Below are 21,711 nucleotides of genomic sequence, written 5' to 3'. Positions count from 1 at the left end.
GATAAGGAGAGTTGACGATCATGAGTGCATCCGGCCGCCCTGTCGAGACGGTCGTGGAGGTGGACACCCGGGCCCCGGGGACCGCCATCTCACCCGATCTGTTCGGCGTGTTCTTCGAGGACCTCAACTACGCGGCGGACGGCGGGCTCTACGCCGAACTCGTGCAGAACCGGTCCTTTGGGTACGGCCCCGCCGACCACCCCGACTGGCATGCCCTCACCGCGTGGGAGCTGTTGGAGCGGGACGGCGCGGCCGGATGGCTCACGGTCTCCACCGACGATCCGCTGCACCCGGCCAACCCGCACTACGCGGTCCTGCACACGGCCGCCACCGGTACGGCGGGTCTTGGGGCGGGCCTGCGCAACGAGGGCTTCGACGGCATACCCGTCCGGGCGGGCGAGGCGTACGACGTCGGCGTCTTCGCCCGGCTGGCCCATGGCACCCTGGACCGTCTGGTGGCACGGATCGAGAGCCGGGACGGCAGCCGGGTCCACGGCCGGGTGGAGTTGGGACCCGTGGAGGGGTCCTGGCAGCGGCACGCGGCGGTCATCGCCTGCGAGGTCACCGATCCGGACGCCCGGTTCACCCTCACCGCGACCGGGACCGGCACCGTCCACCTGGACCTGGCCTCTCTCTTCCCGCAGACCACGTTCAAGGGCCGGCCGAACGGTCTGCGCGCCGACCTGGCGCAGGCGATCGCGGATCTGAAGCCGAAGTTCGTCCGCTTCCCGGGCGGCTGCCTCGCCCACGGGCACGGGCTCGGCAACATGTACCGCTGGTCCGAGACGATCGGGCCGCTGCACCAGCGCCGGCAGCAGTTCAACATCTGGCGCTACCACCAGTCGATGGGCCTGGGCTATTACGAGTACTTCCAGTTCTGTGAGGACATCGGCGCCAAGCCGCTGCCCGTCGTCCCGGCCGGGGTCTGTTGCCAGAACAGTGCGGTGACCGGTCAAGTCGGCATCGCCGAGGAGGAGATGCCCGCCTACGTCACGGAGGTGCTGGCCCTGGTGGAGTGGGCCAACGGCCCCGTCGACTCGCCCTGGGGCGCCCAGCGAGCCGCGGCCGGACACCCCGAGCCGTTCGGCCTGGAGTACCTCGGCGTCGGCAACGAGGACACCATCACCGACACCTTCCGCGACCGGTTCTCCCGTATCCACGACGCCCTGCGCGAGCACCACCCCGAGATCACGGTCATCGGCACCCTCGGCCCGGCCCCCGCCGGCGAGGACTGGGAGAAGGGCTGGGCGTTCGCCCGCGAGAGGAGCGTCCCCGTCGTCGACGAGCACTCCTACAAGTCCCCGCGCTGGTTCCTGGAGAACACCCGCCGCTTCGACACCATGGACCGCGAGGGCCCGCACCTGTACATCGGCGAGTACGGCAGCTGGCGCAACGACGGCCGCAGCGCCGTCGCCGAGGCGGCCTACATGATCGCCATGGAGCGCAACGGCGACGTCGTGCGGCTGGCCTCCTACGCCCCGCTGCTCGCCAAGCGTGGCCACACCCAGTGGCTGCCCGACCTGATCTACTTCGACAACACCAACGTCTGGACCACCCTCAACTACCACGTCCAGCAGATGCATTCGGTGAACTCGGGCGACACCGCCCTGCCCGTCACGGTCACCGGAGCACCCCAGGAGCCGTGCGCTCCGGAGAGCCCGCGGCACACGGTCCACATCGGGACCGGTGCCGACACCCGTGCCGAGTTCACCGACGTGACCGTCGTCGGCGCCCTGGGCGGATCACTAGCCCCGGGGTTCGCCAACTGGCAAGCCAAGTCCGGCAGTTGGGAGCCGTACGGCGAGAGTCGTGTCCGGCAGACGGCGAGCGGAACGGATGCCACGCTGCTGCTGCCGGACGCGGTGGACGGAGCGTCGTACGCCTTCTCGGTGCGGGCCCGGAAGACGGACGGCGACGAGGGCTTCGTGCTGGGCTTCGCCGGGACGTCGCCCGGTAACTGGTGCCAGTGGACGCTCGGCGGCTGGGAGAACCGGTCGACGTGGCTCCAGCGGGTGGACGACGGCGTACCGGACGACCTCAGTGAGCGCGTGCCCGCGGGGGTCGAGACCGGCCGCTGGTACGACCTGCGGGTCGAGGTGGACGGTCGGCGCATCCGCTGCTACCGCGACGGCGAACTGGTCCACGACGTCGAGGACGTCCGACCGGACCCGGAGGTCTTCGCCGTCTCGGCCGTCCGCGACAGCTCCGCCGATGACGTGATCATCAAGATCGCGAACACCACGCCGGAACCTGTCCCGGTCCGTCTCCGACTGGCCGGGGTGGACGGCGACGCCGTTTTCGAGCGCACCACCCTCACCGTCACCCCGGACGCCACCAGCCGGTTCGGGCCCGCCCTGGCCGCCCCCCTCGACGACCGACTGACCGGGACGGCCTGCGACATCCCGCCCCACTCCTTCACCGTGCTGCGCACCCGCGCCGCACGTGACCGGCGATGAGCCGCCCCGCAGCGGGGGAGGGGTGCCGGCTTTCTGCGGAGCACGGCGCGGCCGAGAACGCGGGAATAGCATGCGAGTGGGTTCCGAACCGCAGACCAGGGGCGAGTGTGGCAACGATTCAGGACGTGGCGAAGGCGGCCGGAGTCTCGCCGATGACCGTGTCGAACGTGATCAACGACCATCCGAACGTGCGCAAGGCGACACGGGAGAAGGTTCTGGAGGCGATGGCCCGGCTCGACTACCGGGTCAACGTCGCGGCCCGCAACCTGCGCAAGGGCCGTACCGGAACCATCGGTCTCGCTGTCCCCGAGGTGAACAGCGCCTACTACGGGCGGCTGGCCGCCACCATCATCACCGCGGCCGAGCGGCACAACCTCCGGGTGGCCATCGAGCAGACCGCGTCGCGGGAGAACGAACTCGACGCACTGTCCTTGTCGCGCAACCATCTGTACGACGGGCTCATCCTCAGCGCCGCGGGCCTGGGACAGACCGACACCGAGCGCTTGAAGGTGGACCACCCGGTGGTCATCCTCGGTGACCGGATCTTCGGCGGCCCCGTGGACCACGTAGCGATGCCCAACTTCGACGCCTCCCGGGCGGCCACCCGGCACCTGATCGAGCGGGGCTGTCGCCGTATCGCGATCCTGTGCGGGGGCGTGGAGGAGGTCGACACCTCCAGCCTCCGGCTCACGGGCTACCGGCAGGCCCTGGAGGAGGCGGGCCTGCCTGCGGATCCCGCCCTGGTACAACAGGTCGGCAGGCTCGGCATGCGTGAGGGTGCGGAACGCGGCCGCGACATGGCGGCGAGCGGGCTCGACTTCGACGGCGTGTTCTGTGTGACCGACTCCCTGGCCATGGGTGTGCTGCGCGGCTTGGCCGACGCGGGGATACGGGTGCCTGAGCAGGTGAAGGTGATCGGCTTCGACAACGTCACGGAGAGCGAGTTCTTCATCCCCTCGCTGTCGACCGTCGATCCGGACCACGATGCCATGGCCGAGCACGCGGTCGATCTGCTGACAAGGCGCATCGAGCAGACCGAGTCCCCGGACCGGTACGAGGAGTACGTCGGTGATTTCTCGCTGGTGATCCGGGAGTCGACCGGCGGCTGAACCGGCCGCAAGCCGCCGGTCCCTCGTTCCCTCCCGCTGAACCCCGTCCGCACCCAACGGAGACTTCCGTGAACCCTGTGACCAGCGCGCCTCTCTTCCGCGACCCGATGCACGACGGCGCCGCCGACCCGGTCGCCGTCTTCAACCGCCAGAGCGGTGAATGGTGGCTCGTCTACACAAACCGCCGCACCACCGCTCCCGGCCCCGGCGTCACCTGGGTGCACGGCACTGACCTCGGCGTGGCCACGTCGGCCGACGGCGGCCGCACCTGGACCTACCGAGGCACCCTCACCGGCCTGGACACCGAGTGGGGGAGAAACACTTTCTGGGCGCCGGAGATCATCTGGCACGACGGGCTTTACCACATGTACGTCAGCTACCTCCGCGGCGTACCCGACTCCTGGACCGGTCCCGCCCGCATCCGCCACTACACCAGCCTCGACCTGCTGGACTGGACATACCACGGCGCGCTGGACCTCGGCTCCGACCGGATCATCGACGCGTGTGTGTTCCAACTGCCGGGCGGCGGCTGGCGGATGTGGTTCAAGGACGAGACCCGGGGCTCGCTCACCTACGCTGCCGACAGCTCCGACCTGTACCACTGGCGGCCCACCGGCCTGGCGGTCGGCCATCGCCCGCACGAGGGGCCCAACGTCTTCGCACTCGGCGGGTACTACTGGATGCTCGTCGACGAGTGGCAGGGCCAGGGCGTGCTGCGCTCCGACGACCTGACCACCTGGGAACACCATGGACTGATCCTGGACAAGCCGGGCAGCCGTCCCGACGACGGCACCATCGGCCTCCACGCCGACGTGGTCGTCCAGGGGGACACGGCGTACGTCTTCTACTTCACGCACCCGGGCCGCGTCGGCACCGCCGCCGAGGACGACACCTACGCCACCCGCCGCTCCTCACTCCAGGTCGCCGCCGCACGGGTCGTCGACGGCACGCTGCACTGCGACCGCGACGAGCCCGTCCGGCTGGATCTGGCCCCGGTGCTCCAGCCGGGTCGGCCACCCGCAGCTGCGACGAGCGGCGACGGCTCGGTCCAGGGTGAGCCTTCACCGGGTTCGCCTTCTACGCCATCTCCCTGATCACCACCCAGCTGGTGCAGGCGCCCAAGGGGCCCACGTACGGGCTCGGCCTCGACGTCCTGCAGACGGAGCTGGTCTGGTAAGTGGCTCCTGCCTACCTGTCTGTAGGCGAGCGACGACTTCAATTCGGGTCGGGGCCGCCGGCCGGTACGGGGACGGCTGAGTCGATCAGTTCGGTCACCCGGTGGGCGGGCACCGGGATTCCCGGTGTCTGGAAGAACCAGCGTCCACGCTCCTCGTGGGTGTGCAGGTCCTCGGGCCACGGCGGCAGATACGGCTGGACGTGCACCGGCGTGTTGGGTCCGGCACGCCAGCTGTCGGCGAGGGTGCCGATGTCGACCGCGTCGTAGCCGAGCGTGTCCAGCAGCCGGATCGCGTCCGTCTTCGCCTGGGCGCGGTCACCGGCGACGGGCAGGGCGCTGCGATCGGCGGCCCCGGTGGGCCGGGCGAGCGTGAGCAGGTGATGGAAGTCGATGTTGTTCAACGTCTTGACCACCGACGAGCCCGCGAGGTGACGTTGCACGAGCTCGCTGGACGTGAGTTTCCCGGCGTCCAACTCCGCGATACGGCCGTCGCGGTGCGGGTAGTAGACCATGGCGTCGATCACTGTCCGGCCGGCCAGGGCGATCGCGGGAAGCTGCCGATATGCGTTGAGCGGTACGGCCGCGAGGACGATGTCGCCGGCTTGCGCGGCTTCGTCGGGCGTGGCGGCTCGGGCGTGCGGGCCGAGTTCGGCGACCAGGTCGGCGAGCGTTTCGGAGCCTCGGGAGTTACTGAGCACCACCTTGAGGCCGGCGGCGACGGCGAGGCGGGCCACTGCGGCGCCGATGTTGCCGCTGCCGATGACTCCGAGGGTTTCGGTCATGGGAGGCATTCCTTCCTTGTGAGGATGTCGGGTTCTGGTGGACGTAATCGGTGACGCGCAGTCGGGGTGGCCCAAGTGAGTTGTCGGCAACGGCCGAGGCGGAGCACGGTCGGCGGCGGGGTCAGCTCATGGCGGGCAGGCCGAGCATGTCGGCGGTCGTCTCCCACAGCCGGGTCGCCAGGGCCGCGTCCTGGGCCTGCTTCGAGGTGGGGGCGTCCGGCTTGAGCCGGTCGAAGTACTGGCCGTTGACCCGCTGCGGGTCGGACAGACCAGCGAGAGCGATCAGTGGCTGGGCGCCCGCGTCGTTGTCCACGGCGCCGAACAGCCGGCGTCCGGCGCGGGTGTGGTAGACGAACTTGTTGAAGCCCTTGGCGTCACGGCTGAAGTCCGAGGTGACCGTGCCCGGATGGAAGGCGACGGAGGTGATGCCGGTCTCGTGCGCGCGGCTCGCCAGCTCTCGGCTGAACAGCAGATCGGCGAGCTTGGCGGCGGCGTAGGCCAGCCCCGCGACGTAGCGGCGCTTGTCGTACTCCAGGTCGTCCAGCCGGATCCGGCCGGAACGGTGCGCGGCGCTGCTGGTGACGACGACGTTGGCGCGAGAGGCGGTCAGCCGGTCGTGCAGCAGCGCCTGGAGCAGGTAAGGCGCCAGATAGTTCGTCTGCAACGTCATCTCGTGACCGTCTTCGGTGCGTTGCCGCCTGTTGACGACGCCACCGGCGTTGTGTACCAGGACATCGATGGCCGGGCAGCGGTCCAGCAGCTCGGCGGCGAGCCGACGCACATCGGTGAAGCGGGCGTAGTCGGCGACGAGTGTCTCGACCCCGAGTTGCTCGGACAGCGCGGCGGCCCGCTGCGCCGACCGCCCGACGGGAACGACGGTCGCGTCCTGCGCGATCAGGACCTGCGCGGCGGTCGCTCCGATGCCGGACGTGGCGCCGGTTATCACGATCGTCTTCCCTGCCAGGTTTCCGGCCATGGTCGCCGCCTCTCTTGGACGAGCACTGTGCCCGTTCAGCAAACGAATGAGTCTGTACGTCAGGAGTGCCGCAGGTCGTGTCCCCCCGCACTTCGCCGGCGGCGTCACTGTCACCGACAGGACGCTGCGCGCCGAGGCGTTCCGCCTCTGATCGCGGCTATGCGTCGAAGGTGACGACGATCTTTTCTGCCGCTCCGGGTGCGAGGTCGAGGTCGAAGGCTTCCTCGACCTGGGAGAAGGGGATGCGGTGGCTGATGAGCTTCGCGAAGCGCTCCTGATACTCGGCGAGTTCGTCGGTGACCTCGAAGATCTCCGTGGGGTACGCCTGGGACGCGATGAGGACGAGTTCGCTGGTGATCATGAGGCCGAGGTCGATCTCGGCCTTCTTCTGTACGGCGACCATGACCAGCTTGGCGCCCCATTTCGCGGAGGCGACGGTGGCCTCGAAGACGGCCGCGACTCCGGCGGCGTCGATGTAGATGTCGGTGCCGGCGCGGGGCTGGCCGATGGCGTCGGCGGCCTGGCCGTGCAGTTCGGTCAGCCGGGCGGTGACATCCTCGGTGGCGGAGTTGATGACGGCGCCCGCGCCGACGGCCAGCGCGGTCTCCAGGCGTCCGGGGATGATGTCGGCGACGACCACGTGCTTTACGCCCCGCAGCTTCAGCCAGATCGACACCCCGAGGCCGATGGGCCCGGCGCCGAAGACGACGACCTTGTCCGTGGGCCCGGCCTCGGAGCGGTTGACGCAGTGGCGGGCCACCGCCATGGGTTCGTTGAGCGAGGCGACGTCGAAGGGCACGTCGTCGGGGAAGACCGCGACGCTCCTGCCGACCTCGGCGTCCTCGATCAGCAGGTACTCGTCCAAGCCACCGAGCTGACTGCCGCAGCCGATGATCCCGGAGGGCACACCCTGCGGATTGACGACCACCCGGTCGCCGACCTTGAGGTCCGTGACGTCGGCGCCCACCTCGACGACCTCGCCGGCCGGTTCGTGGCCGAGGACCAGCGGGATGGGCGATCCGCCGGGGCCCAAGGGGATGCCGCCCGCGCGGACGAAGGTAACGTCGGTGCCGCAGATCCCACAGGCGCGCATGCGCAGCAGGGCGTCCTTGGGGCCGGGGACGGGGCGTTCGACGTCCACCACCTCGATCTTGTTCTGTTCGCCGGTCCGGACGGACTTCATCGTGGCCATGGGGGCTCACTTTCTCGCGGAAGTCACGGAGCACTTCTTGGGGGAGGGAGGGGCACCACGACGGGCGGGGCCCCTGGTCCTGGAAGGGGTTTCCCTCTCGTGTGCCTGGGTGTTACCAGGCGACCGGCAGTTCGTGGACGCCGTAGGTGCTCATGTCGTTGCGGAATGCCAGCTGGTCCAGCGGCACCGCGAGCCGGAGGTCGGGAAGCCGGCGCAGCAGCATCGGCAGCGCGATCTCCAGTTCCGCGCGCGCCAGGGCCTGTCCGAGGCACTGGTGGGTGCCGTAGCCGAAGGCCAGGTGGCCGCGGTTGTTGCGGTCGAGGTCGACGGTGTCGGGCTCGGTGGAGAAGGCCGTGTCACGGTTACCGGCGGGGAGGTTCATGATCAGGGCCTCGCCGGCCCGGACGAGCTGCCCGCCGACTGTGGTGTCCTCGGCGGCGACGCGCAGGACGGCGTCCTGCGCGATAGTCAGGTAACGCAGCAGTTCCTCAACGGCGTTGGCGACCAGACGGGGGTCGTCGGTGTCGCGGATCCGGGCAGCCTGGTCGGGGTTCTGCAGCAGGGTCAGTGTGCTCAGGGCGATCATGTTGGCCGTGGTCTCGTGGCCGGCGATCAGCAGGGCGAGAGCGTTCACCGTCACCGTCGCGTGGTCGGTCTCCCCGGCGGCGACCCGCTCATGAACCTGCCGGCTGATCATGTCGTCCCCCGGCTCGCGCTCCTTGCGCGCCACCAGCTCGTACAGGTAGCCGAACAGGGCCGCCGTGGCCGCCTCCCTGTCCTGGTCCGTCGCACCCGCCTCGACCATGGTGCCGCTGTGCTCCTGGAAGAACTCGTGCTCCTCGTACGGCACGCCGAGCAGCAGAGAGATCACCAGGGACGGGACCGGCAGCGCGAACGCCTGCACCAGATCCGCCGACTGCCCCTCGCTGATCATCCGGTCCAGGAAGCGGTCGACGATCTCCTCGATCTGCGGGCGCAGCCGCTGCACCCGCTTGACCGTGAACTCCCCGGTGAGCATCCGGCGGATCTGGGCGTGTTCCGGGTCGTCCATCCGTACGAACGACTGGGGCACCTCCTCTCCGGACGAGGACGGGACCGGGAAGCCGGGGACGCGGTCGTCGGAGCTGATCTTCGGATCGCTCAGGGCCGCGCGGATGTCGGCGTACCGGCTTACCACCCACACCGGCTTGCCGCGCCACAGCGCCCGGCGCAGGCCCTCGCCCTCGCGCCAGTCGGCGTACTCCTCCGGCGGGTCGAAGGGGCAGCGGGCGGGCCGCACTCCGGGGAAGGCGGGGAGGCCGGCGGCACCGGCCGTGTGGGTCGTGTCGGCAGTCGTGTTCATGGAGTACTCCTTGAGGTGAGCGCTTCGTCGTGGTCGCGCGGGTCGTGGACGACGGTGCGGGCCTGGCCGGTGGCCGCGGCTACCAGGGCATGACCAGACCGCCGTTGGGGCGGAGGATCTGGCCGGTCATGAAAGCCGAGGCCGTGGAGGCCAGGAAGAGCACGCTGCCCACGACGTCCTCGGGGAAGCCGACCCTGCGCAGTGGCGTTTCCTGCGCGAGCGGCTCCTCGTCCGCGTAGCCCCGGCCGTCCTCGCGGTGCGGGGCGGTCATGGGGGTGCGGATGTAGCTGGGTGCGACGGCGTTGGCGCGGATGCCGCACGGGCCCAGTTCGGTGGCGAGGACCCGGGTGAGCTGGACCACGGCCGCCTTGGAGACGCTGTAGCACAGCAGGCCCGCCGTGCCGACGTCGATGGCGCCGGACGCCATGGTCACGATGGAGCCGGAGCCCTGCTTCGTCATCGGGCGGGCGGCCTCGCGGGCGCAGTGGAGGACGCCCTTGAAGTTGACGTCCAGCACTCGGTCCAGGTCGGTGTCGTCGGTCTCCAGGACGGTGGAGGTGTGCAGGACCCCGGCGATCGAGGCCAGCACGTCGAGACTGCCGTACGCGGCCACCGTCTCGTCGACGGCGGCGGCGACGTCGGCGCGATCGGTGACATCGAGGACACGGGGCCGTGCGGTGCCGCCGGCCTCGGCGATCAGCTCTGCGGTCTGCTGGACGCCCGCCTCGTCCCGATCGGCGCAGGTGACTGAGGCTCCCGCGGCGGCGAGGGCGAGTGCGCTGGCCCGGCCGATGCCGCTCGCGGCGCCCGTGACGAGGGCGGCGCGGCCCGACAGGTCGTAGAGGTGGGTCGTTGTGCTCATGGATCACTCCGCAAGTTGTTGGGCGGCCTGGGAGGGCGGCTACGCGGCGGCCGTGTCGGTGACGGCCGCTTCCCAGGTGGCGCCGGAAGCGATGAGTGCCCGCCAGGCGCGCAGGACCTTGGGGGACTTGCCGGCGGCGAGAACGCCGGTGAGCCGGTCTCCACGGCGATAGGCGACGAGGAGCTGCCGCTCCGTCACGTCGCTCTCCAGGACGAGTGCTTCGTCGTGGTCGCGCAGGTATCCGTATGCCTGGACCTTGGTGTCGTACTGGTCGGACCAGAAGTACGGCACCGGTGCGAACGGCTTCCGGGCCTCGGGCCTGGTCAGGTTGTGGGCGACAGCGAGGGCCTGCTCTGCGGCGTTGGTGCGGTGCTCGACGCGCATCGCCGTGCCGAACAGCGGGTTGTGCCAGCTCGCCACGTCCCCCACCCCGTACACCTCGGGTGCGGCGGCGCAGTAGCGGTCGCACGCCAGTCCGTCGGTGACGGTGAGTCCGCTGCCGGCCAGCCATTCGGTGTTGGGCACCGAGCCGATGGCGACCAGCACGTCGTCGGCGGGGAGTACGCTTCCGTCGGCCAGGGCGACACCGGCGACCTCGCCATCCGCACTGAGCACCTCGGCCACCGCGGCACCCGTGTGCAACCGGACGCCGTGGTCGCGGTGGAGCTGCGACAGGAACCGTCCCGCCTCCTCACCGACGGCCTGCGCCATCGGGACCGGGCCCGCTTCCAGCAGCGTCACCTCCACCCCGAGTCCCCGCGAGACGGCGGCCACCTCGGCACCGAGGAACCCCGCGCCGACGACCACCAGCCGCCGCCCCGCGCGCAGCCGCGCCTTCAGCGCCAGCGCGTCGGCCAGGGTGCGCAGCGTGTGCACGCCGGTCACGCCCTCGGTGCCGGGCAGGCGGCGGGCCCGTACGCCGGTCGCCACGACCAGTGATGCGTACGGCAGTCGGGTGCCGTCCGCCAGGATGACCGTGCGCGCGGCAGTGTCCAGCCCGATTGCGGTCATTCCCAGTCGCAGGTCCAGGTCCAGCGCGTCGAGGTGCGCCCGGCCGCGCAGGGCGAGCCGGTCCGGCGCCCACTCCCCCGAGAGGATCTGCTTGGACAACGGCGGGCGGTCGTAAGGGAGTTCGGGTTCGTCTCCGACGAGCGTGATCACGCCGCGGTATCCCGCCCTGCGCAGCGCTTCCGCCGCGGCCAGTCCGCCCGCAGACGCGCCGACCAGCACCGTCCGGTTCACGACTCCACCAGCTGGATGGCGGCGGCCGGGCAGGCCATGGCTGCTTCGCGGACGGCCTCGTACAGGTCCGGCCCGGGTATCTCCGCCAGCAGCACCACGATGCCGTCCTCCTCGCGCTGGTCGAAGACGTCGGGCGCGATCAGCACGCACTGCCCGCAGGCCACGCACTTGGGCTCGTCCACGGTGACTTTCATGGCGGCTTCCTCTCTGACGGTGAGCGCACGAACCCGGCTCCACCTGTCGAACATCCGCAGGAAAACCTACAGCTGTAGGTTTCTTGGGTGGCAAGTTATCAGACACTCGTAGGAATACCTACAGATGTAGGTTGAGTTAGAGTGAGGCCATGGTCACGGCAAGACAGAGCAACCCGACAGCCGACAAGCGTGTGCGGCGCACTCACGCGGCGCTGCAGGGCGCACTGATGCAACTCGTCGAGGAGAAGGAGCTGGGGCAGATCAGCGTTGCGGACGTGGCCGAAGAGGCCGGTGTGAGCCGCTCGACGTTCTACGACCACTATGGGGACGTGCACGAGCTGGCCGAGGCCGCCTGCACCTCGATGATCGACAACCTGATCGAGTCGCTCCCCGCCCTCGACCCCACCGAGGACCCGGCCCAGGACCCTGACCGGTCACTGGTTGCCTTCTTCACCACCTTCGCCCAGCACGCCGGTCTCTACCGCAGCCTGCTGGGACCGCAGGGAAGCGCCCGCGTCATCGACCACATACGTCGCCGCACGACCGCAGCTGCCTACGTCGCCGTGCGTCTGGCCGCGGCCGACGACTCCGCGCCGGACGCCGCCACGGCGACCGCCATTCCCCACGACGTGCCCGCCGCCTTCACCGCCGGCGCGCTCATCGGAGTAGCCACCGACTGGCTCCAGCGTGGCTGCCCGAATACGCCGGCCGAGATGGCCACCCTGACCTGGCCGCTCTTGACCGCTCATTACCACGTTGACGCATAAGACGCGGAAGCCTGAGCCGAGAACGCGGCTTGGTTTTCAATCTGTGGCGGCTCGGTGGGCCGCGGTGTGAGCTCGCGTTCACGGCCGGCTGCGCAGACCCGCAGCCGGCCGTACTGTGCCTCGACGGAGGACGGTTGCTCCTCCTTGTCCATGGAGCAGCGCCGGTGTAGGTGCTCGGCGACGACCTGGAGGGTTCGAGGTACTCGCTGACGTCGGTGTCGGCGGCTCGCGCGCCCGCGGCGAACGCCTGGCCCGAACCGCGCAGATCGTCGTACTCCGTGACGACGGCAAGGCATCTGGACATGCCCGTCAGGTCGTGTCCCTCCACGGCTGCCGAATGCGCAGCAGTTCGGGAACGGTGGCGAGAGCGGGCAGCCGCGGTCCTGGGCGCGGGTGTCCTCGAGGGCGACGAAGCAGCCGTGCCGGTGTGGTCGGCCCTGGTACACGTCGTTGATCTTCGGGAACTCTCCGGCGACGTGCTGACCAATTCTTCCGTGGTCCGTCCGGCCGGACGGGCGGGAGGCCGGCGACCGGCTGTTCGTTGCGGCGGGGCGAGTCGGCGGTTCCGGGGCGTCACCGCCCTTCGGAAGCCGGCAGGCGCGTTGGCCGGGCGGCGTCTACGGCCGCGCGGCTCGCTCTACTCTCCGGGCATCCCCGTCGGCGGCTCCCAAGGGGATGCCCGGCCGCCTCAGCTGTCAGGCGTTGAGCGCGTCGATGAGGGCCTTGGTGACCTCCTCCGTGGACGCCGTTCCGCCGACGTCGCGGGTGAGGATGCCGGCGCCCGTGGTCGTCTCGATGGCCTTGTTGAGGCGGGCTGCCTGGTCGGGCAGTCCGAAGTGCTCCAGCATCAGCGCCGCGCTGCCGACCGCGCCGATCGGGTTGGCCAGGCCCTGCCCCGCGATGTCCGGCGCGGAACCGTGGACCGGCTCGAACATGCTGGGGAAGCGGCGCTCGGGGTTGAGGTTTGCGCTGGCAGCGAGGCCCAGGCTGCCAGCCAGGGCGCTGCCGAGGTCGGAGAGGATGTCGGCGTTGAGGTTGGAGGCGACGACGACCGAGAGGTCCTCCGGCTTCAGCACGAACTTCGCGGACATCGCGTCGACCAGGACGCTCTCGGTCTCCACGTCCGGGTAGTCCAGGGCGACGCGCTTGAACACGTCGTCCCACAGGACCATGCCGTACTGCTGCGCGTTGCTCTTGGTGACCGACGAGACCTTGCGACGGGCGCGCGTACGGGCCAGGTCGAAGGCGAACCGCATGATCCGCTCGCAGCCCACCTCGGTGAACAGGGCCGACTGGACGGCGACTTCACCACCCTGCCCGCGCCCGGAGAGGTTGCGGCCGCCCAGCCCGGCGTACTCGCCCTCGCTGTTCTCGCGGACGACGACCCAGTCCAGCTCGGTGTCGTCGGCCTTGCGCAGCGGGCTCTGGACGCCGGGCAGGAAGTGCACGGGGCGGACGTTGGCCCACTGGTCGAAGTTCTGGCAGATCTTCAGGCGCAGGCCCCACAGGCTGATGTGGTCGGGGACGTTCGGCCAGCCGACGGCGCCGAAGTAGATGGCGTCGAAGGGCTTGAGCTGCTCAAGGCCGTCGTCGTCCATCATCTTGCCGGTGCGCTCGTAGTACTCGCAGCCCCAGGGGAACTCCTGCCACTCGAAGGCGAACGCCCCCTGGGAGTCCGCGGCCAGCGCGTCCAGTACGGCGCGGCCCGCGGCCACGACCTCGGCGCCGACACCGTCGGCGGGGATGGCGGCGATACGGAAAGTGCGGGTTGCGGTCACGAGGAGCCTCCGGTGACGTCTGCTGCTTCGACGACTTCGAGTCAACCCAGTCGTGCCGTGTCCCGTCCAAGACCTGCTTTCGATACGACCCATAGGCGCAGCCGATCAGTTCATCGTCAGGTCGCGCGTGCCCGCCGCTGTGCCAGTGACCTGGTGAGCGTGAGGAAGGCCCGGGCGGCCGGGGTCAGGTGCGCGGGCAGGCTGACCATCGCCACATGGAGGTGGGCGGTCGGCTCGATGGGGGCCACCACGGCGCCGCAACGCCGGGCCAGCCGGGTCCAGGAGGAGGGCAGGACGGCGACGCCGACCCCGGTGAGGACCAGGGGCAGGATGGACGTGCGATGGTCCACGACGGTCACGATCTGCGTGCCGGTGCCGCCCGCGGTGATGTCGTCGACGATGCTGCGCATCAGACTGCCGGTGCGGGAGGCGATGAGCTTCTGGCCGGCGAGATCCCCGGGCCGTACGGCGGCCCCGTCTTCGATGTCCCCGCCGGGCGCGGCGACGACCACGAACGGCTGGTCCTCGACGTGCAGGACGTCCAGCCCGGACGGATTGACCGGGGCGGCGCTGCCCAGCAGGCCCAGTTCGCAGGCGCCGCTGCGGACCAGGGACACGACCTCGTCGGGGGTGAAGGCGGCCTGCGTGCTCACCGTGACGGACGGGTGGGCCTCGGTGAACCGGTGGATGAGCGTGGTGAGTGGTTCGATGCCCGGGGAGGGCATGGTGGCCACCTCGACGGTGCCGCCGTGCAGCCCGGCGAGGGAGGCGGCGGTGTCGCGTACGGCCGTCATGTCCCGCAGCACCCGCCGGCTCGGCTCCAGCAGCTCCGTGCCGGCCTCGCTCAGCACGACACCGCGGCCGACCCGGTGGAAGAGGGCCACCCCGAGATCGGCCTCCAGGTTCGCCATGGCCTGCGACAGCGACGGCTGGGCCACGTGCAGGGCGGCGGCCGCCTTGCTGAATCCGCCGTGCTCGACGATGGCGAGGAAGTACTCCAACTGCCGGGCGTCCACGGTGCCTCCCCGGGCGTTCCAGGTTGATACAGGGTCAACCTATCCGTCGTCCCATCGACGACCGGCCCGGCTCACCTGCTGGTTTCCACCCCTGTCTACGCGATCCAGTGGTCGGCGAGGGCCTGCCCGCACCCGGCGAGCAGCCGCGCGGACAGGGCGCTGTCGCTCGCGCAGTCCTGATCCGTCAGGTCCGTCAGCGCCTGCACGGAACGGAAGTAGGGGCCGGTCCGCTCGGCGGGCAGCGTGCACCGTCCGGCGACGGCGTGCACCGCGACGCCCTGTCGCCGGGCTCGCCGGGCGAGTGCGACCGGCAGCTTCCCCGACAGGGACTGCTCGTCGAGGCTCCCCTCGCCGGTCACGACGAAATCGCTGCGGGCCAGCAGCTCGTCGGCACCGAGCAGGGTCAGGAAGTAGTCGGCCCCCGAGCACACCCGCCCACCCAGCAGCATCCCCGCATATCCGAGCCCGCCGGCCGACCCGGCCCGCGGTGTCCGGGCGAGCCGGGCCGCATCCGCGACGCCCGCGGCCTCCAACCGCCGTACGAACAGGGCGAGGGCGTCGTCGAGTTCGCGTACGTCGCTCTCGGTCGCCCCCTTCTGGGGGCCGTAGTCGGCGGCCGTGCCCGTCGGTCCGAGGAGCGGGTTGTCCACGTCGGTGGCCAGGACGAGGTCGACACCCGCCAGTGCCGCACGGGCTTCCGTGAGGTCGACGGTGTGGAGGCCGGCGAGCCCTCGGCCGCCGGGGCCGACGGGCGTGCCGTCCTCGCGGGCCAGTACGGCGCCGAGGGACTGCAGCAGCCCCGCGCCGCCGTCGGTGGTGGCCACGCCGCCGAGGGCGAGGACGATCGTGTCCGCCTCGCCCGCGAGCGCGTACTGGACGGCCTGGCCGAGGCCACGGCTGGTGGCCGTGAGCGGTGCCCGGCGGCCGCCCGGCAGCACGCCGAGTCCGCAGACGGCCGCGGCCTCGATGAGGACGGTACGGCCGTGCACCGCGACGCGAGCCGTCAAGGGCTGCCCCGTCGGTCCGGTCACCGTGATCGTCTCGGGGCTGAACCGGCCCGAGCAGGCCGCCGCCACACTGCCCTCGCCGCCGTCCGCCAGCGCGAGCCTGCTGACCTGGGCGTGCGGGGCACCGTCCAGCAGTCCACGCTCCAGAGCGAGGGCGACGTCGTCGGCACTGAGGGAGCCCTTGAACTTGTCCGGGGCGATGAGCACGGACACCATCAGGGCGTCACCTCGGCAGGCTGAGGCTGAGGAGCGGATGTCACGGTGGCCGGTCGGCTCTGCCTCTCCTCGGCCTCGGCGGTCAGCGGTGGCTCTCCGGCCTTGCCCGCCAGCACCGCTCGAGCCCGCTCCAGGTCCAGGCCGTTCTCCCACTTGGCGACGAACAGGGTGGCGACGGCATTGCCGAAGAAGTTCACCAGGGCCCGGCACTCCGACATGAACTTGTCGATGCCGAAGATCAGCATGATGCCCGCGGCCGGGACGGAACCGACCGTCGACAGCGTCGCGGTGAGCGCGATGAATCCACCGCCGGCAACGCCCGCCGCACCCTTGGACGTCAGCAACATGACGGCCAGGAGCCCGAGTTGCTGACCGATGGACAGAGACGTGTCGGTGGCCTGGGCGATGTAGAGCGTGGCGAGCGAGAGGTAGATCGCCGCGCCGTCCAGGTTGAAGCTGTAGCCCGTCGGCACGACCAGGCCGACCGTGGACCGCTCCGCTCCCATGAACTGGAGCTTGCGCATCAGTCCCGGCAGCGCGGGCTCGGCGGTCGAGGTGCCGAGGATCAGCCAGAACTCCTCCTTGAAGTAGCGGAAGAGCTGGAAGATGTTCAGCCGCACATACAGGGCGAGCACTCCGCCGAGCACCACCACGACGAACAGGGCCGAGGTGACGTAGAAGAGGATGATCAGCGAGCCCAGGCTGGTCAGCGTGGACAGGCCGAACTTCCCGATGGCGTACGACATCGCGCCGAAGGCGCCCAGTGGTGCGGCCTTCATGACGAAGGACAGCACCTTGAAGACGACCTCGGTCAGGCGGCCCACGCTCGCGATGATCGGCTCACCCGCCTTCCCCACGAGCTTCAGTGCGATGCCGAAGACCACCGCCAGGAAGATCACCTGGAGGATGTTTCCCTCGACGAACGGGCCGAAGAAGCTGTTCGGCACGATGTTGGTGAGGAATTCCCACCAGTGCTGGTGCTCGCCGGTCTCGATGTACTGGCTCGCGTCGCCGGACGTCTGAAGCGTGGCCGGGTCGGCGTGGACGCCGTCGCCGAGCCGGAAGAGATTGATCGCGACGAGCCCGGTGAGCAGGGCGACGATGGTGCCGATCTGGAAATAGGTCAGCGCCTTGACGCCGGTCCGCCCGACCTTCCTCAGGTCGGCGACGCCGGCTATGCCGCCGATGATGGTCAGGAACACGATCGGCCCGATCAGCATCTTCATCGCGGTGATGAACGTCGTGCCGATCGGCTCCATGTCGGTGGCCAGATCCGGCCACCTCCAGCCCAGCACGATGCCGATCACGATCGCCACCAGCACCTGGACGTACAACTGCCGGTACCACGGCTTCGCCGCGATACGCGCGGCCTGCTCGGTTCGTGCCTTGTCCGGGGTATGCGTCATTGCAACCTCCCTGATCGCGCGATGCCGAGCCCGATCGGCACGCGCCAGCTTTGGGCCACAGTGAACCGGGCCGCCGTCAGGGGGTCCACGACCAAAAATCGATGCCCCGTATAGGCCGAACCTATGAGTTCCCCTCGCGAATGCCGACACCTGACGTTCAGGCTGCCGCCGGTGCAACTGGCCATGGACCACGCCCGCGACGGCCACACCTGGATCGCACTGCGTTCTAGCGCCACGGCGTGGCGTGTTTCCCGCTACCTCGGGCGGGTGTTGCCCCGCTGCACCGGAACATGCATCAGGTCCATGCCCAGGAGCACGCGGCCGCCGTAGTCGGACCGGTGTGCGCTGTCGCGCAGCAGTCGGCGCCAGGTGGCGTCGGAGACGGTGGCCGGGTCTCCCGGGCCGAGGTGGGTGGCGACAAGTGTGCCGGCGCCGGCCTCGGCCGCGATCCTGCCGAGCTCCGCGACGTCGGTGTGGGTGGTGAGGATGTGGTCGACGAGGGACTGCGGCAGGCCCAGGCTCGTCAGCCCGTCGGGATAGAGGGCTTCGTGGACCAGGACGTCCGTGTCCTTGGCGAACGCGATGATGTTGGGGGTGGGGGCGGTGTCGCCGGAGAAGACGACGCTGCCGTGGTCGGTGTCGAAGCGGTAGGCGTAGGCGGGGTACACCGCGCCGTGCGGGACGAGGATGGCGCTGACCTTGACGTCGTCGTTCTCCATGACGGTGAAGGGCCGCATGGCGGGCGCGGTGTTGGTCACGGAGGCGCCGGTCGCGGCCGGTGGCAGGACGTCGTGGACGTCCAGCAGGGTGGCCGGGTCGATGCCGGCGTGTTCGGTCATGAAGAAGGTCGGGGAGGCGGCGTACGCCTGCCCGGCCAGCCTGGTCATCTCGACGGTGCCCGGCACGGGGCCGGGGGCTCCGGTCACGGTGGACGGGATGCCGGCGGGGCCGGGGCCGTAGACAGCCACCGGCGTCCGGAACCCCTGAGCGCCGGAGGCCCCGGCCGCCAGCAGTGGGAAGGAGTAGTAGTCGACGATGTGGTCGGCGTGGAGGTGGGTGAGGAAGATGCCGGCCAGCGACGGCAGCGACAGCCCCGCGCGCAGGTACTGGGTCACCGCCCCGCGGCCGCAGTCGACGACGTACGTCTTGCCGTTGATGACCACGGCGGACGCGATGCCATAGCGGTTGGCCAGGGGCGGCGGCCCGGCGTTGGTGCCGAGCAGGACGAGCGACAAGGCCGCGCCGGAGAGGCCCGCAGGTGTCGCGGCCGCGGCCTGCGCCGCCCCGAGGAGCGGTGCGGCGACCGCCGCGGCCGCCACGGCGCCCAGTACCGCTCTGCGGGACGCGCGCGAGGACTCTTCCGGCGGCGGGCTCGGCTCCAGGTCCTCGACCGAGGGTTCGTTCTGTGCGGCTCGGCACATGATGGGCGGCTCCTCTGCGATGCGACCGCGATCACTCGGCGGGAATGCTGCCCGCCGCCACGCACGGGAGGGGAGTGCGCGTCACGCAAGCTAAGTTGGCGATTCGCTGGCCGCACAGGGAGTCGTACAAGGCGACTAGAACGATTTATCATTGCCTCTCGCAACCCGCACAAAATCGATTTAGTATCTCCCTCCCGCGGCGGGACGCGGGATCAAGGAGGTTGTCGCCGATGCCAACCGCAGAAACTGTCGCGCCCTCGCGGCCGGGACGCCGCGAGTCACCGGAGGGGCTGCCCAGACACGGCCGCTGTCTGGTGATGGGCATCCTGAACGTGACGCCGGACTCCTTCTCCGACGGCGGCCTGTACGCGGACACGCGGCGCGCCATCGACCGCGGGCTGGAGCTCGCCGTCCAGGGCGCGGACATCGTGGACGTGGGCGGCGAGTCCACCCGGCCGGGAGCGCGGCCCGTGTGCCTTGACGAGGAACTGGGCCGGACCGTGCCGGTGGTGCGCGAACTCGCCCGTGCTGGAGTGTGTGTGAGCGTCGACACCATGCACGCGCGCGTGGCCCGCGCCGCGGTCGAGGCGGGCGCGCGCCTGGTCAACGACGTCAGCGGCGGCCAGGCCGACCCGGCGATGGCACGGACCGTCGCCGCGGCCGACGTTCCCTACGTCGCCATGCACTGGCGAGCGCCCAGTCGCGAGATGGACCGTCACACGGACTACCGCGATGTCGTGGCCGACGTCATGGCCGAACTCGGCGCGCGCCTGCGGCGGTTGACGGAGGCAGGGGTCGATCCGGCCCGCATCGCCCTCGACCCGGGGCTCGGTTTCTCCAAGCGCCCCGAGCACGACTGGACGCTCCTGGCCGGTCTGGCGAGGCTGCGGGCGCTGGGTTTCCCGCTGATGGTCGGCGCGTCGAGAAAGCGCTTCATCGGTGCCGCCCTCGTGGCGGGCGGCGCCGGCGAGGTACCGCCCGCGGGGCGTGACGTGGCGACGGCCGCCGTCTCCGCGCTCGCGGCGGTCGGGGGCGCGTTCTGTGTGCGTGTGCACGACGTCCGGGCGAGCCTCGACGCGGTGCGCATGGCGGCGGCCTTTGTCGAGTGCGTCGACCGCACGTAATGAATGCGAAACCAGCGCCTCGCCCGAGCGGGGCCGCTCTGCTAGCTTTCGCTAGATCGTTTTAGTGGCGCCAACCCGTTGTCAGGTCAAGCCTGTTGGTCCACCGCCGGCGCGTACTAGAACGATTTAGTATCCACGGGACAGGAAGCGACGAAAGAGGAGCCGTTATGGCAACCCCCTCCCTCCAGGACGGCATCGACAAGGCCGGCTCGGCGATGAAGCTGCTGTGGCAGCCGGACGCCGAGCCGTGGACCCCCGAGGTCGTCGAGCGCGAGTACGCGGGCTGGCGTCAGGAACAGGCCGCATGGCGCGAGGGCGTGGCCCTGCTCAACCTCTCGCACCACATGTACGACATGTGGATCGAGGGCCCGGACGCGACGCGGGTGCTGGCCGACCACGGGGTCAACAACTTCGAGAAGTTCGCCATCGGACAGGCCAAGCAGTACGTGCCGGTCACCCGCCACGGCCACATCGTCACCGACGGGATCCTCGCCCGCGAGGGCGAGAACAAGTACTTGCTCAGCGGTATCCCCGCCGCCCAGCACTGGGTGCAGTACCACGCGGAGAAGGGCGGCTACGACGTCGGCTTCGTCACCGACCCCTCCTCCGCCTTCCGCCCCGGCGGCGGTGACCCCAAGCTGTTCCGCTACCAGATCCAGGGCCCGCTGGCCGCGGAACTCGTCGAGCGTGCCTTCGGCGGGCCGCTGCCGGAGACCAAGTTCTTCCACTCCACGGCGGTCACCCTGGACGGCTGCCCCCTGCGCGCCCTGCGCCACGGCATGGCCGGCCAGGCCGGCTTCGAGTTCATCGGCCCCTGGGAGCACGCCGCCTATGTCCACGAGACGTTCCTGAAGGTCGGCGAGCCGCTCGGTCTCGTCCGGGTCGGCGCCCTGGCCTACGCCACGCCCAGTGTGGAGAGCGGCTGGATCCCCTCGCCGGTGCCCGGCATCTACACCGACCCCGAGCTGGCGGAATACCGCGGGTATCTGCCCCTGTTCGGCATCGAGGGCAAGCGCCCGCTGAACGGCAGCTACTTCTCCGAGGACATCGAGGACTACTACGTCTCCCCGTACGAACTCGGCTACGGAAAGATGATCTCCTTCAACCACGACTTCGTGGGCCGGGACGCCCTGGCGAAGGCCAAGAGCGAGGTCCGCCGCACCAAGGTCACCCTCGTCCTGGACCCCGACGACGTCCGGACGGTCGTAGGCGAGGGCCAGGACCCGGGCTTCGTGCTCACCTACGCCCGCCACCGGGTGGAGACCGCCGCCGGTCTGGTCGGCGTCACGATGCAGAGCGCGTCGATCGACCCGGTGGGCACCGTCCTGGCGCAGACCCTGATCGACTCCGAGTACGCCGCCGCGGGCACCGAGGTGGCGGTCGTCTGGGGCGAGCACCCCGGTTCCGGCACCGACCCCGAGGCCGACCTCGGCTTCCCGCGCATCCGGGCCACCGTCCAGCCCTCCCCGTTCAACGAGCACGCGCGCACGTTCTATCGCCGCGACCGCTGACGAGACCACCTGCACGACACCGCTGTGGCCCCACGTGCCGTGCGACGCGCCCTCGCATCGCCGGCCCGCCGCGCCCCGGCGGTGCTGCGGGGGCCCGGAGGGCTGGGCCCCGCAGACGAGAAAGCGAGAGGAA

Annotated in this window: 18 protein-coding genes; 6 read left to right on the top strand and 12 right to left on the bottom strand. The window is 70.4% G+C overall.

Going from position 1 to position 21,711, the window contains the following annotated elements:
• Positions 1–20: 20 nt before the first annotated feature.
• From AC5DRG_RS01895 to AC5DRG_RS01885, 3 genes are all read left to right on the top strand, one after another.
• Entirely contained in the window at positions 21–2,456 is a 2,436-nt protein-coding gene (locus tag AC5DRG_RS01895; RefSeq protein WP_491807564.1) for an alpha-L-arabinofuranosidase family protein, read from the top strand.
• 107 nt (positions 2,457–2,563) lie between these two features.
• Entirely contained in the window at positions 2,564–3,565 is a 1,002-nt protein-coding gene (locus tag AC5DRG_RS01890) for a LacI family DNA-binding transcriptional regulator (protein ID WP_491807563.1), read from the top strand.
• 68 nt (positions 3,566–3,633) lie between these two features.
• Positions 3,634–4,659: a glycosyl hydrolase gene (locus tag AC5DRG_RS01885; RefSeq protein WP_491807562.1), complete on the top strand. Its 1,026-nt coding sequence runs from the start codon at positions 3,634–3,636 to the stop codon at positions 4,657–4,659.
• Positions 4,660–4,780: 121 nt separating this feature from the next.
• On the opposite strand, the gene AC5DRG_RS01880 is transcribed toward AC5DRG_RS01885, so the two are convergent.
• From AC5DRG_RS01880 to AC5DRG_RS01850, 7 genes are all read right to left on the bottom strand, one after another.
• Entirely contained in the window at positions 4,781–5,533 is a 753-nt protein-coding gene (locus AC5DRG_RS01880) for an NADPH-dependent F420 reductase (RefSeq protein WP_491807561.1), read from the bottom strand.
• 112 nt (positions 5,534–5,645) lie between these two features.
• Positions 5,646–6,500 (bottom strand): SDR family NAD(P)-dependent oxidoreductase, encoded by an 855-nt coding sequence (locus AC5DRG_RS01875; protein ID WP_491807560.1) that lies wholly within the window; start codon positions 6,498–6,500, stop codon positions 5,646–5,648.
• 157 nt (positions 6,501–6,657) lie between these two features.
• Entirely contained in the window at positions 6,658–7,692 is a 1,035-nt protein-coding gene (locus tag AC5DRG_RS01870; RefSeq protein WP_491807559.1) for a zinc-dependent alcohol dehydrogenase, read from the bottom strand.
• 112 nt (positions 7,693–7,804) lie between these two features.
• Positions 7,805–9,034, bottom strand: a complete 1,230-nt coding sequence (locus AC5DRG_RS01865) for a cytochrome P450 (RefSeq protein ID WP_491807558.1) — start codon at positions 9,032–9,034, stop codon at positions 7,805–7,807.
• A 79-nt stretch (positions 9,035–9,113) separates the two neighbouring features.
• Positions 9,114–9,896, bottom strand: a complete 783-nt coding sequence (locus AC5DRG_RS01860; RefSeq protein WP_491807557.1) for an SDR family NAD(P)-dependent oxidoreductase — start codon at positions 9,894–9,896, stop codon at positions 9,114–9,116.
• Positions 9,897–9,935: 39 nt separating this feature from the next.
• The gene (locus AC5DRG_RS01855; RefSeq protein ID WP_491807556.1) at positions 9,936–11,138 is read right to left on the bottom strand and encodes an NAD(P)/FAD-dependent oxidoreductase; all 1,203 of its coding nucleotides are present in this window, start codon (positions 11,136–11,138) and stop codon (positions 9,936–9,938) included.
• Positions 11,135–11,332, bottom strand: a complete 198-nt coding sequence (locus tag AC5DRG_RS01850; protein ID WP_491807555.1) for a ferredoxin — start codon at positions 11,330–11,332, stop codon at positions 11,135–11,137. Before AC5DRG_RS01850 ends, AC5DRG_RS01855 begins: the two co-directional genes overlap by 4 nt.
• Before the next feature lie 149 nt (positions 11,333–11,481).
• Here AC5DRG_RS01850 and AC5DRG_RS01845 point away from each other — a divergent pair, with 149 nt between their 5' ends.
• The gene (locus AC5DRG_RS01845; protein ID WP_491807554.1) at positions 11,482–12,099 is read left to right on the top strand and encodes a TetR/AcrR family transcriptional regulator; all 618 of its coding nucleotides are present in this window, start codon (positions 11,482–11,484) and stop codon (positions 12,097–12,099) included.
• A gap of 695 nt (positions 12,100–12,794) precedes the next feature.
• Here AC5DRG_RS01845 and AC5DRG_RS01840 read toward each other — a convergent pair.
• From AC5DRG_RS01840 to AC5DRG_RS01820, 5 genes are all read right to left on the bottom strand, one after another.
• Complete coding sequence (locus tag AC5DRG_RS01840; RefSeq protein ID WP_491807553.1) at positions 12,795–13,877, bottom strand: tartrate dehydrogenase; 1,083 nt, start codon at positions 13,875–13,877, stop codon at positions 12,795–12,797.
• Between the two features lie 116 nt (positions 13,878–13,993).
• Positions 13,994–14,893 carry a LysR family transcriptional regulator gene (locus AC5DRG_RS01835; protein ID WP_491807552.1) on the bottom strand — a complete coding sequence of 300 codons (900 nt, stop codon included), beginning with the start codon at positions 14,891–14,893 and terminating at the stop codon, positions 13,994–13,996.
• Between the two features lie 95 nt (positions 14,894–14,988).
• A complete protein-coding gene (locus tag AC5DRG_RS01830) occupies positions 14,989–16,116 on the bottom strand; it encodes a glycerate kinase (RefSeq protein ID WP_491807551.1) in 1,128 nt (375 codons plus the stop codon).
• Positions 16,116–17,522, bottom strand: a complete 1,407-nt coding sequence (gene dctA / locus AC5DRG_RS01825) for a C4-dicarboxylate transporter DctA (RefSeq protein ID WP_491807550.1) — start codon at positions 17,520–17,522, stop codon at positions 16,116–16,118. The genes AC5DRG_RS01830 and dctA overlap by 1 nt, the downstream gene beginning before the upstream one ends.
• 254 nt (positions 17,523–17,776) lie before the next feature.
• Positions 17,777–18,943: an MBL fold metallo-hydrolase gene (locus tag AC5DRG_RS01820; RefSeq protein WP_491807549.1), complete on the bottom strand. Its 1,167-nt coding sequence runs from the start codon at positions 18,941–18,943 to the stop codon at positions 17,777–17,779.
• 230 nt (positions 18,944–19,173) lie between these two features.
• On the opposite strand from AC5DRG_RS01820, the gene folP reads away from it, so the two are divergent.
• Positions 19,174–20,067: a dihydropteroate synthase gene (gene folP, locus AC5DRG_RS01815; RefSeq protein WP_491807548.1), complete on the top strand. Its 894-nt coding sequence runs from the start codon at positions 19,174–19,176 to the stop codon at positions 20,065–20,067.
• A gap of 167 nt (positions 20,068–20,234) precedes the next feature.
• The gene (locus tag AC5DRG_RS01810; protein WP_491807547.1) at positions 20,235–21,578 is read left to right on the top strand and encodes an aminomethyl transferase family protein; all 1,344 of its coding nucleotides are present in this window, start codon (positions 20,235–20,237) and stop codon (positions 21,576–21,578) included.
• Positions 21,579–21,711: the final 133 nt, after the last annotated feature.

The sequence above is a fragment of the Streptomyces sp. JLBG701 genome (assembly GCF_058544905.1).
This window is presented reverse-complemented; position numbering and strand designations above follow the sequence as displayed.

Coding starts and splice junctions, on each gene's coding strand:
- AC5DRG_RS01845 (WP_491807554.1), top strand. CDS start 11,482: ATGGTCACGGCAAGACAGAGCAACCCGACAGCCGACAAGCGTGTGCGG.
- AC5DRG_RS01810 (WP_491807547.1), top strand. CDS start 20,235: ATGGCAACCCCCTCCCTCCAGGACGGCATCGACAAGGCCGGCTCGGCG.
- AC5DRG_RS01865 (WP_491807558.1), bottom strand. CDS start 9,034: ATGAACACGACTGCCGACACGACCCACACGGCCGGTGCCGCCGGCCTC.
- AC5DRG_RS01880 (WP_491807561.1), bottom strand. CDS start 5,533: ATGCCTCCCATGACCGAAACCCTCGGAGTCATCGGCAGCGGCAACATC.
- dctA (WP_491807550.1), bottom strand. CDS start 17,522: ATGACGCATACCCCGGACAAGGCACGAACCGAGCAGGCCGCGCGTATC.
- AC5DRG_RS01860 (WP_491807557.1), bottom strand. CDS start 9,896: ATGAGCACAACGACCCACCTCTACGACCTGTCGGGCCGCGCCGCCCTC.
- AC5DRG_RS01830 (WP_491807551.1), bottom strand. CDS start 16,116: ATGGTGTCCGTGCTCATCGCCCCGGACAAGTTCAAGGGCTCCCTCAGT.
- AC5DRG_RS01850 (WP_491807555.1), bottom strand. CDS start 11,332: ATGAAAGTCACCGTGGACGAGCCCAAGTGCGTGGCCTGCGGGCAGTGC.
- AC5DRG_RS01820 (WP_491807549.1), bottom strand. CDS start 18,943: ATGTGCCGAGCCGCACAGAACGAACCCTCGGTCGAGGACCTGGAGCCG.
- folP (WP_491807548.1), top strand. CDS start 19,174: ATGCCAACCGCAGAAACTGTCGCGCCCTCGCGGCCGGGACGCCGCGAG.
- AC5DRG_RS01875 (WP_491807560.1), bottom strand. CDS start 6,500: ATGGCCGGAAACCTGGCAGGGAAGACGATCGTGATAACCGGCGCCACG.
- AC5DRG_RS01870 (WP_491807559.1), bottom strand. CDS start 7,692: ATGGCCACGATGAAGTCCGTCCGGACCGGCGAACAGAACAAGATCGAG.
- AC5DRG_RS01895 (WP_491807564.1), top strand. CDS start 21: ATGAGTGCATCCGGCCGCCCTGTCGAGACGGTCGTGGAGGTGGACACC.